Origin of the sequence: Dickeya sp. MK7 (genome assembly GCF_000406305.1) — a bacterium.
GTDB lineage: Bacteria > Pseudomonadota > Gammaproteobacteria > Enterobacterales > Enterobacteriaceae > Dickeya > Dickeya fangzhongdai.
The window spans coordinates 1,513,559-1,526,583 of the sequence record NZ_CM001984.1 but is presented as its reverse complement, the minus strand read 5'-3'; the positions used below and the strand labels follow the sequence as shown (position 1 = coordinate 1,526,583).

The window sequence follows — 13,025 nt, the reverse complement described above, 5'->3', positions numbered from 1 at the left end:
TCAACGCCGCAGTCTGGCGCGGCGGCGCGTCACGGCAGGGAAAAGCGGGCGGTGTCTCACAATAATTCGCGTCGCGGGCGCCGACTTAAAGCGCCGCTATCAGGGCGGAGCGCTACGCTCCCAAAAGGTTGGGCATTTCACGACGGGAACGGCCTACAGCCGCACGCAGCGATCACGGCCTTTTTTCTTCGCCAGGTACAGCGCCTGATCGGCGCCCTCTTTCAGACGCTGAATATCGCAGGGGTTGTCGCTGGAGTGCGAATACACCCCCACGCTCACCGTCACCACCTGACGGGGCAACAGCGAAGCCTGATGCGGCACTGCGCATTTGCGTACATCCTCCACGGCCCGCTCGCCGTACACCGCCGCTTGCTCGCCGCTCATTCCCGGCAAAATAATGGCGAACTCCTCGCCGCCGTAACGGGCGGCCAATGCGCCGTCAGGCAACGGCAACCCGTTCAGCACGCTGCCAAGTTGGGTCAGGCAGCGGTCGCCCAGCACATGACCGTAGGTATCGTTGTAGAGTTTGAAAAAATCCACATCCAGCATAATCAACGACAAGGTTCCGCCCTCTTCGCGGGCTCGGGTCAGCGACTGCTCCAGATAAAGATCAAAACGCCGGCGGTTGGCCAGTTTGGTCAGCGGATCGACCATCGCCAGTTTTTGCAGCACTTTATTCTTGTCGCTTTCCTCCTGATGCAGGCGGCTGATCGCCTCTTTATTTTTCACCGTTAGCCGGATCTGCTTCAGGACGAAACCACCGAGGACAAACATGGCGAACAGCACCATGACGTTGAGCATCATGGCCGAAATATTTTCCGCCAGCCAGCGCGCCTGCAGCGCGCCCCGGTCCAGACTGGCCGCCACCATCAGCGGGTAACGCTTCAGTTTAACGTAACCGACAATCCGCACCCGGTTATCCAGCGTGGTGCGCCAGGTACCGCTGCCGCTGCCTTGTTCCAGCCGGGACTTTTCAAACAGGCCGCCGTCAGAAAAATTACTATTAATATATTGTTCGCGATTGGGGTAGAGATAAATCGCATGACCATCCGCATTCATCAATGACAGCACGCCGTCATAATCCAGGCTGAAATAACTGTAGAAATTACCGAAATAATTATGGTCGATAGTGGCAAGAAAAACGCCCTTGAATTCGCCATTCGGCCCATTTATCCGTTTCGCCACCGGAATAATACGTCTGCCGGTGATCGTACTGACGGTAACCTTACTGATAAACAATGATGCGGTATTATTGTCCCTGAGCCAGGTAAAATATTCCCGCCGGCCGGCATTATAAATATAGAGCGGCCCTTTGCCGGTGGAAGAAATCAGATTTCCCTTTTCGTCAAACAGGTAGAAACCGACCAGTTGCGGCAGCACCGCGCGATGGGTATCGAGAACGCTTTTCACTCGCGTGGAATCCAGCATGCCGGTTTGCGACAACTCCCGCAGCATGTCATCGATCGCCACTTCAATCGGCACAAAAGTATCTTCCGCCTGACGTGACATCGCCACGGACAGGTTAGTCACGTTTTTCTCCGCCTCCACCAGCATACGCTGATAGGAATCCAGAAAATTCCAAATACTGGTGGTAACAAAAATCAGGCTACAGACGGCCAGAAAAGCCATCATGGTAATACCGGGGGAAGAATAAAAAGGTAAAGAGCGAAGGAAACGCAGCGCGCTGGACGGAAAATTATTATTATTTGACATATGCGTTCTCAGTAAGGCTACAACCTTATCCATACCCTGCATGTTAGTTGCAGAAGGCGGCGACGCAGCGAATTCCCATCAGCCGACCAGGCAGATAACCGGAGAGCGAGGAACGCCAATGCGCCTGCAACGTAATGTATGACGGGTACAAACATGCTACCTGATATTTCCGACGGTGTCTGCTATCGCCACAATGCTGTCTCCCATTTTCCTAAAAGACGCAACGGGGGGTATCCAGTCAGGCAAAATGGGCCCCATCGGCACTCAGCGCACATCCGTAACGTCTTACCACATCGGTACAGGCTATAATAAATCTGTGACAAAACACGCAGGTCTGTAAAAAAGCCGGTTACCGTACCGGTCTCCGCGCCCTCCTGACGCCCGGTGTTACGCTACCGTATGAGTCGATATACGATCCATTGTAGTGCAACCGATTGTAGTGCAACCGTTCGCCCGACGTAAAAGCAACCTCCGTTTTGCGCGCTATTCGTGCTTTTCATTAACGTGATGATGAATATTATTTTGAGTTAATTTAACATTCCCCAGAAAAATACGATGACGCTTGTCCAATAATGGGCAGCGGCACCAAAATAACGCGAGCGATGCACTAAAATAACCACATTCATTTTTTATTCGCCTTTGTTTTTATAAAAATCGGTCGAATATTCATTTTTAAAAAAATAACAGACTTTTATTTTAAAAAACAACCAAAATAAGACATCTGAAACAAATAAAGACCACCAAACCCAGAATATAAATCTTATTTTTTGTCATTATTGACAACATAATACTACTTGATAATATCGAAAAATCTGACCTGTCAGCATTATTTCCTGGATATCAATACGTATCCAAAAAGTGGCTGGCGCATGCATTATCTTATTGATTTTAATTTTTTATTTCCTTACCAGCGGGTGAGACGGCGGCCCTTTGTCCTGCGTTTTTTATTTCAATGACGGAGTTTGCGATGAATATTAAAAAACCTTATTTGTTGTTCCTTGGCGATGCCCACGACCAGTTGGCCGCTAAAGTGGCGATCGGTATTAAACAGTGGCATCCGGAATACTGCGTCGGTCAGTATCGCATGGCGGGATGCCAGGCGGACTGCGGGCTGCCGGACCTGGATATCGCCGCTGCGCGGGCGGCGGGCGCGCAGACGCTGGTGATCGGCGTGGCGAACCGCGGCGGCATCATTTCCGATGCCTGGATCGCGGTGCTGCGTCAGGCGCTGGAGTGCGGTATGGATCTGGCCGCCGGTCTGCACAACAAACTGGCGGATGTGCCGGAAATCAGTGAACTGGCCGCGCGGCTGGGGCGCTCATTGTTCGACGTGCGTCACCCGACGCAGAGCTTCCCGGTGGCCAGTGGGCGTAAACGCAGCGGCAAACGTCTATTGCCGGTCGGCACCGACTGCTCCTGCGGCAAGATGTATACCGCGCTGGCGATTGAAAAAGCGCTGCTGGAACGCGGCGGCAACGCCACTTTTCGCGCCACCGGCCAGACCGGCATTCTGATTTCCGGCGCGGGCGTCAGCATTGACGCGGTGGTATCCGACTTTATCGCCGGCGCGGTGGAAACCCTTGCGCCCGATAACGACGCCGACCACTGGGACGTGATCGAAGGTCAGGGGTCGCTGTTCCACCCCTCTTTCGCCGGGGTCACCACCGGTATCATCCACGGCGCCCAACCGGACGCGCTGGTGCTGTGTCACGAACCCACCCGCACCCGCATGCGCGGCGTGGACTATCCGCTGCCGGACCTGCAAGCCTGTATCGATCTCAATCTGGCGATGGCGCGGCTGACCAACCCGAACGCCCGCTTCGTCGGAGTCTCCATAAACAGCGCGCACCTGAGCGAAGCGGACGCGCTGGCGTACATGGCGAAACTGGAACATCAGTTGGGGCTGCCGGTAGTCGACCCGTTCCGTCAGGGCGTAGGCCGCATCATCGATAACTTGTAAGGACGGCATCATGGCGGAACTGATCGTCACTCATGAACGCTGGGCGTTAAAAGAAACCTTCACCGTTTCGCGCGGCAGCAAAACCCACGCCGATGTCATCAAGGTGACGGTGCGCGACGGGCGTTACGAAGGCCACGGCGAAAGCGTGCCCTACGCCCGCTATGGCGAAAGCATCGGCGATGTGGAAGCCCAGTTACTGACGCTGCGGGACGCGGTGCGACGCGGTCTTGACCGGAAAACATTGCAGACACTGCTGCCGCCCGGCGCCGCGCGTAATGCGCTGGACTGCGCGCTGTGGGATCTCGATAGCCAGCGGCAGGCCAAACCGGTGTGGCAACTGGCCGGGCTGCCGCGACCGGAACCGGCGACCAGCGCGTTTACGCTGTCGCTGGATACCCCGGAGCGCATGGCGCAGGCCGCGCAACGCAACGCGCACCGTCCGTTGCTGAAGCTGAAACTGGCGGACGAACACGATATCGAGCGGGTTGCCGCGGTACGCCGCTGGGCGCCGCAAGCGCAGTTGATCGTCGACGCCAACGAAGGCTGGAACGCCGACCTGTACCTGAAACTGGTGCCGGAGCTGCAGCGCCTTGGCGTCAGCATGATTGAACAGCCGCTGCCCGCCCGCGACGACGACGCGCTGGCCACGCTGCCGCGCCCGATTCCGCTGTGCGCCGACGAATCCTGCCATGACCGCCAGTCGCTGCCGGGTCTGGCGACACGCTACGACATGGTTAACATCAAGCTGGATAAAACCGGCGGGTTGACCGAAGCGCTGTTACTGCGTCAGGCGGCGCAGGCGCAGGGTCTGAAGATCATGGTGGGTTGTATGGTCAGCACCTCGCTGTCGATGGCGCCGGCCACGCTGGTGGCGCAGGGCGCGGAAATCGTCGATCTCGACGGGCCGCTGCTGCTGGCGGATGACCGGGTCGGCGGGCTGGAATGGCGCGGCAGCCAGTTGTATTTACCTGAAGAGGGATTGTGGGGCCACCCCCGCCCTTGTTTAACGGGAGTTGCATAATGTCACGTATCCTTTACGTTAACGGGCGTTACCTGCCCGAGGAACAAGCGACGATTTCGGTGTTCGATCGCGGATTTCTGTTTGCCGACGCGGTGTATGAAGTCACCGCGGTGGTCAACGGCCGGCTGGCGGAATACGACGGCCACATGGCGCGTCTGGCGCGCTCCTGCCGCGAGCTGAACCTGCGTCTGCCGGTCAGCCCGGAGGAACTGCATCACATTCATCTGCGGCTTATCGAGCAAAACCGGCTGGAAGAAGGCGGTATCTATCTGCAGCTCAGCCGGGGCAGCACCGGCGACCGTGATTTCGCGTTCCCCACCGACGCCGAACCGACGCTGGTGCTGTTTACCCAGTCCCGCCCTGTTCTCCACCATCCCAGCGCGGAGAAAGGCATTCGCGTCATCACCTGCCCGGACCTGCGCTGGCACCGGCGCGACATCAAAACCGTCAGCCTGCTGATGGCCTGTATGGCGAAAGAGTGGGCGCACGCCAAAGGCGCCGATGACGCCTGGCTGGTGGAAAACGGCCTGATTACCGAGGGCAGCTCCAGCAACTGCTTTATCGTCGATGCCGACAACCGCCTGATCACCCGCCCGCTCAGCAACGACATCCTGCACGGCATTACCCGCAAAGCGCTGCTGCAACTGGCCGCCGACCATCATCTGACGGTGGAAGAACGGGCGTTCACGCCACAGGAAGCGCTCGCCGCCAAAGAAGCCTTTATCAGCTCCGCCACCACCTTTGTCTGGCCGGTGGTGGAGATCGACGGCGTCACGATTGGGGATGGTCGCCCCGGACCGCTGGCGCGCCAGCTGCGGGACATCTATATCGGGATGATTCGCGCCCAGACCGCGGGGTAATGCAGTCATCATCCGCTCTGCTATCTGAGAGCGGATGATGGCTTATCTCGTCACGCAGACGTTACAGGCTAGCCCTTGCGGCACAACGGGCGACCGTTGACCTTGCCGGAGCCGCACAGCCAGCGGGTTTTGCCGTCGCTAATGGTGTAGCCGTTGGCGTCCGGCACCACCCTGACATGGCGAAGGCTCAGTCCGGCCAGTTGCACCGGCTCTACCCCCAGAAACCAGACATGCTCGCCGTCGGTCGCCAGTTTTTCATTATTCGGCAGCATGCGGATATCCGCCGCTTTCACCCCGTCCGGCATGCTCGGATACGGCCGCCCGAAGACATAAAAACCGTTTTTGTCCAGCGCGGTGCTGAACGTCAGGCAGCGGAAACTGGCGGCATCGCCATCGGCGCGCTGCTCGCCACGGTAGTAAAGATTGCCGTCAATGGTGGCCCAGCCAAAACAGTTGCCCGCGCTCGGCGCCTGCTTGTGATAGGCAACCACGCTGGTTTCATTCTCCACGAAATAGTAGTTCTGTTTGTCGAACGCCTGATTTCTGGCCAGCGTTTTGAAGCTGGCGATATCCACGCCATGCATCTCCTCACCGTCAGGCAGCCAGACATGATCGCGATCGCGGAAGAACGGAAAATCCAGCGCCTGAAAACTGTCGGCATCGATATCCTGCTTCATACGCTCACAGCCGACGAATGACCCGACATTGGTAATCAGAAAAGCGTCGTAGCGCAGTTTGGCGCTTTCAGGTTTGAAACCGTCCGGCAGAGGCTGCTGGTTGCAGTAGTAACGATGGCCGGATACCGCCAGCGCCACCCGTTTTTCCCGCAACAACACCCGGAAGTCTTCCGGTTTGGCTTGCGTCAGCACCTGCGGATCCGCATTCGTCGATACCCGGTACACCACCTTACCCTGCTCAACCTGATAGGGAGCCTTCACTTCCGCCTGCGACGACAGCGCCGCCATACCCAGCAGCAGAGCGAGATATCCGTTCCGTTTCATACGCTTTCCTTTAATTTTACCCATCGAATCACTTTACCCATCGAATCACTGTGTATCCGTCTCCTTGCCTGTCGACCAGTGCATGGCCAGTTTCTGCCCGGCCTTGATTTCATCCGGCTGCATGGTGGCTTCCAGATCATTGCGAGCCGCGATGGCCTCCGCCATGCCTTCGGTCGCCGCCAGCGAGTACCAGGCGTAGGAATGAATACGGTTGCGCGATGCGCCCAGCCCATCCTGCCGCATCATCCCCATACGATACTGCGCCATACGGTTGCCGTCATGCGCCGCGAAGCGATACTGTTTCATCGCTTCCACATAGTCCGCCTTGCCGCCCTGCCCCAGCCGCAGCATCTCGCCGTACGCCAGTCGGGATTCAGTATCGCCGGTCGCCGCCGCGTTGGCGAACACCTCGCGAGCCCGTTCCAGCTCGCCGCGCTTAAGCAGCCAGTCGCCCAGTTCGCGCTGCGCCGGCACATAGCCGGCCGACGACGCCAGCACCAGATACTGTTCCCGTTTGGCCTTATCGGTCTGTATCTGGCTCAGCTTGTAATCCGCCTCGCCATTGCCTTTGCCGGAGGCGCGCTCCAGCCAGTAATTGGCCTGCTTGTCGTTCTGCGACAACCCGTGATCGCCACGGCGATACGCCTGCGCCAGCCACAGTTGCGCCGTCGCCTCGCCACCGGCCGCCGCTTTCTGATACCAGTCCAGCGCGTCTTTACCGTCGGCGTGTCGGGCCATCCACAACTGCGCCTGGGTTTGCCCCTTGTCCGCCGCCCGGAAATACCAACGCTCGGCCAGGTCGGTCCGCTTCGCCACGCCTTTCCCTTGTTCATAACGCTGGCCGAGCTGGTACTGCGCGTCCCGGTTGCCCAGATCCGCCGCTTTCTCTACCCATCCGGCGGCCTCTTCTTCCGCGCCGGGATGGGCGGCATACCACTGCGCCACTACCAGCTGCGCCGGCGCATACTGGTTGTCGGCCGCGCGTTCGAACGCGTCCAGACAGGCAGCCACCAGTTTGCCCTGATGCTGCGCCTGACAATCGGTTCCCAGCCGGTAGCCGGCCTCGCCGCTGCCCAGTCGGGAAGCTTTCTGCCACCACTGGCGCGCCAGCGGCGTATTTTTCGGTTCGCCCAGCCCGGCCTGATACCAGTCGCCCACCTGCAGCGCCGCCAGCGCCCGGCTTTCCCGCGGCCCGGACAGGTCTGACAGATCCGCCGCTTTTTGCATCCACTGCATGGCTTCGCCATAGTGTGAACGAGAAGCCAGTTGCTTCGCCAGCCGATACTGCGCTTCTCCGTTGCCGCTCTGTGCCGACTTACGCAAATCCGCGTCGGACAGCGACGACACCGGCGCCTGGCAGGCGGCCAGCAGACACACGGACAGCGCCGTCAATAATCGTATTTTTCTCATCATGTTACCGTCGTTACCCCTGGAGACATCCGGCGACGCCGCCGGGCAGCGCCATCCCGCCCGGCGCGGCGGCCTTAACTGCCGCTATCGCCTTGCTGCAACCGGTACAGCCGGATATTGAAAGCACGCAGTTCATCTTCCATGCCGCGCAGTTCCGCCGGGGTCAGCGGCTGGCGGGCGGCTTTGCGCGCCTCCATCGTCCGTAAACGGATGCTAAACGGCACATCGGAAGCAAAATATTTCTGAATATCATAAAGTTGTGACTTCAGATACGAAATGGTCACCGTGCGGCGCTGTTTCTCCAAATCCAGCAGTTGTTGCAGCGTCTCGCTCACCCCGGCGCGCGCCTGCTCGTAGCCGCTGACGCGCGGCGGCTTGTCCCCTTGTTGCCGGTCGAGGGCGATCTGCCACTGACGATCCATCTCCTTGACCGCCAGCGAATCCGGATACAGTTGTTGCATAACGCCTTTCAGCCCTTCGCCATACTGGTACAGATAGAACGGCGAGGCGTTCTTGACCTGCTCCAGTTGCGCCTGATAACGGTTGATCAGCTCCCCTTCCATGCCTTGCAGCTTCTGCTCGCCCAGCACGATGCGCACCCGGCGGATATCGTTGTGATCCGGCGCGGACGGCAGCGCATAGGCCGGCTGCTGCAACAACGCCAGCGCCTCGGCTTTTTGATCCTGCCAGTACTGCCAACCGCTCACCGCCGCGACCGGCAGTCCGCAGGTCAGCACGCCGCAGACAAACCAGAACCAGGCCGGTTTCTGCTTACGGTGCGCTTCAATCTTCAATACCGTCGGTTTCATCTGCCCTTTCTCCCGCCCGACCAGAATACTGCCCGACGGCAGCGCCGGCTGGGCTGCCGCCGCCGCGGACGCCATCCCGCCCGGTTCCATGTCGGACTGGAAGAAAACCATCGGCGGAATCTGCATATCCTGCTGTTTTTTCAGCGTCTGATCGTCAGAGACAATCACAATCTCGGTTTCGTCAAACAGGTGGGTGTAACCCTCGATAAAGTGCAGCAGGTTCTCCACCCGGGGGATGCGGCTCAGGCCGGAATTGTGCAGCTTTTCGCTCATCAGTTGCAGAGCGCGTTCGCAGCGATAAACCAGCCGCTTGTGTTCGTGGCTGATGGCGTACTGGCGAATCACCTCGCTGATGCGGGCGATAAACCAGTCCAGAATTTCGATACGCGCCCGCTCCTGATGTACCGGCGGCCAGAAGTTTTCCCACTGGGTCACGATCAGGTTGGCGAGAAATTCACAGCCCTCGGTAAAACCGTTCAGCCCGGCCAGCCGCGAACGCGCCAGGGTGAAATAGATGGCGGTTTGCAGGTCGACGCCCTGTTTCTCAAAAATAGCGGTCGCCATATCGTGCACCCGCATCCAGTCCACTTCCGGGCGGGAGGCATGGCTCAGCTTGTTGATTTCCGCGCGTAACGCCTCGTACTCAGGCAGCATCCGTGGATCACGGCCCACTTTCAGGGCCTGTTGTGCATCTTGCATATCACATCATCCGGCTACGGGCGCATTCGCATCGCGCATGCGCCCTCAGGGTTAATAGAGAGAATCAGGCAGTTTGAACTGGCTGAACAGACCACCGGCAAACGGGTTATGGCTGGCGTCGGTATAGACGCGATAGGTCATGCCGCCTTGTTCCAGCGAGAAACGCACGTCGAAGGTGTTGTCGTTCACCTGCGTCAGCTGGCCGTTGGTCAACAGACGGAACATCGCCCACGGACCGGTGAAGCTCAGGCTGCGCGGCGAGCGCTCGCGGTCATCCGGCACCAGCGTCAGCTTGCTTTCGGCGCCGTCGCGCATGCTGTTCGGCCACACCAGCGGCGTTTTGGTCCGGCGTCCGTGGCTGTATTCCAGCAACTGTCCGTCAAGATTCAGTACGCTGCGGCGTTTGTTGGCGGTCAGTTCCACCGGTTCCACCACGAAGTGCACTTCCAGACTGCCCTGCGCATTGAACAGCGTCTGACGGATACGGGTAGCGCGGTCCAGCTGTTTCCCCAGTTCGGTCTGCAACGGCGACGCGCCTTCCCCTTCCAGCATGCCGCTTTCCATGATCGACTTGAGGTTGGTCTGGTAGAAGCTGTCCAGCGTACCGCCCGCGGCGAAGAAACGTTCCATCTCGGACAACGGCACATCCTTGTCGGAAGACGGATTGAACGGATAGCGATCCGCCAGTTTCTCGTTGAACGGCGTCACCACCTTGTCCAGCCATTCCTGATTGAGCGACGACATCGCCAGCCCGGTCACCAGACTGGCGCTTTCTCCCGCCAGTTGGCCGACCCAACGGTCCAGCGGCGCCGGCAGGCTGCGGGCGTATTGCTGCAACGCGAACACCGGATCGGCGAACTTGTTGCCCTGACGCGCTTGTACCGCTTTCAGCGCCGCCTGCCCCGGATCGGTGGCGTTCACGATCTGATCCAGATAGTGGTAGAGATCGGTCAGCTTCTGATTGACCTCCTGCACCAGCGGCCCCTGATCGCCCCGCCCGCTCAACGCGGCGTTGATGGTCATGAACGGGCGACCGATGCGGGTATTGATGCCTTGCGCGGTGTCGTTCTCGTCATCCGCCAGCTTGCGGATACGGGTGTTGTCGCTCAGCGTGGTCAACACGCGCTGGAACGGCTGGTCGTTGCCGGTAATATCGGTCAGGACGTTAAGCGCCTGTTCCGGGCTTTCCAGCGGCTGTACATCAATATTCGCCAGCACTTTCTGCCACTGGTTGATGTAGTCGGTGATGTAGCGGTCGTTCACCTGACGCAGGATCTCCTTACGGTCGGCCTCGCTCAGGTGAGCGCGTTCACGCTGGCCCAGTACCCAGGCATCCAGCGCGGTCAGGTCCAGCAGCGCCTTGTCCTGCTTGAGATAGAAATCGCTAAAACCGGGATAGGTCAGCAACCGCGGCACCGTGCCCGCCTTGTCGTTACGCAGGGTGAATACCGAATCAAACGTCGGCCCCACCTCGTCGCGAATCGCCAGATCCGGCGGCAGCACCTGCGTCGCCTTCATCACCAGACTCTGGTAGACGCGCTGATACATCGGCAGCTTGCTCAGCTCGCGCTGGGCGCTGGCGATCGGGTCCACAAACGGCGCAAACGTGGAGATCGCCACCGTATCCTTCTGCTCGCGCGACTGGTGCCAGTCGGTATGATCCAGCGCGTAATCCAGATGCTGCATCAACTGCTCCTGCACCTTGCCCTGGCCCGGAAACGCTTTCTGCCAGCGCAGCGCCATAAACTGTTCCACCAGCGTCTTGTTGCGCCCGGACGCGTCGTCCAGCATCCGCATCACCCGCAGAATAGTCAGTTTCTGCTCGCTGCCGGCCGGCGCCTGATTCAGGTCCTCCAGCAGCCCTTGCATCACCGCCGGCAGGAAACGCTGGTTGAGCATCTGCAGATAGGAGCCTTCCACGTAAGGGCCGATCTTATCGCCCTGATACAGGCCGAGGTCGGCCAGCATCGGCGTACGTTCGTGGTAGTTGCCGAACGACAGGGTCGCGTCGCGGATCAGGTTCAGACGCGGCAGTTGCTGGTAACCGTACCCCGCCTGCCCTTCCAGTTCGTTGGTGCCGATGAACGCCTGCGCCTTGGTCAGCACGTTACGCCCGGCCTCTTCGTTCACCCGGTAGAAATGGTGCCAGCTGCCGATCATCGCCAGCCCGAACAGCACCATGCAGGTAATGCCGATGCTCATGCGGCGGCGGCGATAAAGGCTGTGCAGCCGGTTTTCCCCCGCCAGACTGGCTTCCGGGAAAATCACCTCCGGAAACAGCTTCTGGACGAAGAACGTATTGGACTCGCCGCGCATGGCGGCGTTGATCGGCTCCGGCAACTGATAACGCCGGGAGGCGGACTGGGCGAAGGCGTCAAACGGCACGCCTTGCTGGTACACCGAACTGACATACACGCCGCGCACCAGAAACGCGCGGTCGTCGCCGGTCGCCAGCGTTTCGTTCAGCACTTCCGTCACGTAATCCTTCAGCCCGGCCAGCTGGCGCACGAAGGTGAACAGCGTATTGCGCACGCCGCGCTCCGACTGCGTGAGCAGCATTTCCGGCAGATTATTGTTGAGGTTAGTGATCCAGTCGTCCCAGAAGCGCTCCAGCTCTTCCAGCCAGCCTTTGCCGTGGCTGGCCTGCGGCGTGAACGTCACCCCCAGCACCGCCTGACGCGCTTCCCGGTTCAGCGAGCGGTACACCACGTCAAAGCCGCGCAGCATATCCAGGCGAGTCAGCGCCACATACAGCGGCAGACGGGTGTTGATGTTAACCGCGATTTCCTGCAAACGGGCGCGCATCACCTGCGCATAAGCCTTACGCTCCGACACGCTGGCCTGCGACAGCCAGGACAAATCGATCGTCAGCACCAGCCCGTTCAACGGTTGGCGACGACGGTTGAGGCTCAGCCACTGCAACAGATGCTGCCACAGGCGGGCATGACGCCCGGCCGACGGCTCCGCCCCGACTTCCGGCTGGGCCAGCAACTGACCGCTCGGGTCCCAGATCACCGCCGACTCGCCGACCCAGCTGTTGACCTGCTGACCGCCCGCCACTTCGCGCAGTTCCGCATCCAGTTTCGGGTTGAGCTTGTTGGCCGGATTGGCGCGATGAATCAGGCTGCTTTTGCCGCTGCCGGACAGGCCGATCGCCAGATACCAGGGCATGGCGTACAGCGCCTTTTTGCCCAACTGGGCCTGAAATGCCTGCAACCAGCGGTCCAGAAAGGTTTGCTGGCTGTCGACGTACACCTGCAGCGGGTCCTGCTCGATAATCTGCTGTTCACGCCGTTCCGCGCGCAATTGCTGTACCCGGCGCCAGACGCGCCAGGCGCTGTAGGCAAAGCCCAGCCACAGCCAAATCAGCGTGAACACCACGCGGCCCCACACGCTTTGCAGCGGGCGCATGTCGCCGAGGGTCAGACGCGGCCCCAGCCACCAGGCCAGCACCAGCGCCACCACCCATACCACCACCCCCAGCAGCAGCCAGGAAGGTTTCAGTTTCGGCAGCTGTTGCCGCAGAAAGGTAATGATTATTTTCAACATAAG

Annotated in this window: 8 protein-coding genes; 3 read left to right on the top strand and 5 right to left on the bottom strand. The window is 59.7% G+C overall.

All coding sequences use genetic code 11. The features are described from left to right. Window positions 1-153: 153 nt before the first annotated feature. Window positions 154-1,713, bottom strand: coding sequence for a sensor domain-containing diguanylate cyclase (locus DXXMK7_RS06800; protein WP_038918419.1), 1,560 nt, complete (start codon window positions 1,711-1,713; stop codon window positions 154-156). Between the two features lie 967 nt (window positions 1,714-2,680). Between DXXMK7_RS06800 and dgcN the strand changes: the two genes are divergently transcribed. From dgcN to DXXMK7_RS06785, 3 genes are read left to right on the top strand one after another with little or no spacing between them, the layout of a single operon-like run. Continuing rightward, window positions 2,681-3,673, top strand: a complete 993-nt coding sequence (gene dgcN / locus DXXMK7_RS06795) for an N-acetyltransferase DgcN (RefSeq protein ID WP_038918418.1) — start codon at window positions 2,681-2,683, stop codon at window positions 3,671-3,673. A gap of 10 nt (window positions 3,674-3,683) precedes the next feature. Next, complete coding sequence (gene dgcA, locus DXXMK7_RS06790) at window positions 3,684-4,694, top strand: N-acetyl-D-Glu racemase DgcA (RefSeq protein ID WP_038918417.1); 1,011 nt, start codon at window positions 3,684-3,686, stop codon at window positions 4,692-4,694. Beyond that, the gene (locus DXXMK7_RS06785) at window positions 4,694-5,554 is read left to right on the top strand and encodes a D-amino-acid transaminase (protein WP_038918416.1); all 861 of its coding nucleotides are present in this window, start codon (window positions 4,694-4,696) and stop codon (window positions 5,552-5,554) included. The genes dgcA and DXXMK7_RS06785 overlap by 1 nt, the downstream gene beginning before the upstream one ends. A 68-nt stretch (window positions 5,555-5,622) precedes the next feature. Here DXXMK7_RS06785 and DXXMK7_RS06780 read toward each other — a convergent pair whose 3' ends face one another. The 4 genes from DXXMK7_RS06780 to tssM form a co-directional block, all read right to left on the bottom strand. Beyond that, window positions 5,623-6,555 carry a DKNYY domain-containing protein gene (locus DXXMK7_RS06780; RefSeq protein WP_038918415.1) on the bottom strand — a complete coding sequence of 311 codons (933 nt, stop codon included), beginning with the start codon at window positions 6,553-6,555 and terminating at the stop codon, window positions 5,623-5,625. Between the two features lie 45 nt (window positions 6,556-6,600). Continuing rightward, window positions 6,601-7,968: a tetratricopeptide repeat protein gene (locus tag DXXMK7_RS06775; RefSeq protein ID WP_038918414.1), complete on the bottom strand. Its 1,368-nt coding sequence runs from the start codon at window positions 7,966-7,968 to the stop codon at window positions 6,601-6,603. A gap of 71 nt (window positions 7,969-8,039) precedes the next feature. Next, window positions 8,040-9,473, bottom strand: a complete 1,434-nt coding sequence (locus DXXMK7_RS06770; protein ID WP_038918413.1) for a VasL domain-containing protein — start codon at window positions 9,471-9,473, stop codon at window positions 8,040-8,042. Between the two features lie 51 nt (window positions 9,474-9,524). Further along, window positions 9,525-13,022, bottom strand: a complete 3,498-nt coding sequence (gene tssM, locus DXXMK7_RS06765) for a type VI secretion system membrane subunit TssM (RefSeq protein WP_038918412.1) — start codon at window positions 13,020-13,022, stop codon at window positions 9,525-9,527. Window positions 13,023-13,025 lie beyond the last annotated feature (3 nt).

Excerpts from the sequence above, each read along its gene's own strand:
- DXXMK7_RS06785 (WP_038918416.1), top strand. The coding sequence starts at position 4,694 with ATGTCACGTATCCTTTACGTTAACGGGCGTTACCTGCCCGAGGAACAA.
- dgcN (WP_038918418.1), top strand. The coding sequence starts at position 2,681 with ATGAATATTAAAAAACCTTATTTGTTGTTCCTTGGCGATGCCCACGAC.
- tssM (WP_038918412.1), bottom strand. The coding sequence starts at position 13,022 with ATGTTGAAAATAATCATTACCTTTCTGCGGCAACAGCTGCCGAAACTG.
- DXXMK7_RS06775 (WP_038918414.1), bottom strand. The coding sequence starts at position 7,968 with ATGATGAGAAAAATACGATTATTGACGGCGCTGTCCGTGTGTCTGCTG.
- DXXMK7_RS06780 (WP_038918415.1), bottom strand. The coding sequence starts at position 6,555 with ATGAAACGGAACGGATATCTCGCTCTGCTGCTGGGTATGGCGGCGCTG.
- DXXMK7_RS06800 (WP_038918419.1), bottom strand. The coding sequence starts at position 1,713 with ATGTCAAATAATAATAATTTTCCGTCCAGCGCGCTGCGTTTCCTTCGC.
- dgcA (WP_038918417.1), top strand. The coding sequence starts at position 3,684 with ATGGCGGAACTGATCGTCACTCATGAACGCTGGGCGTTAAAAGAAACC.
- DXXMK7_RS06770 (WP_038918413.1), bottom strand. The coding sequence starts at position 9,473 with ATGCAAGATGCACAACAGGCCCTGAAAGTGGGCCGTGATCCACGGATG.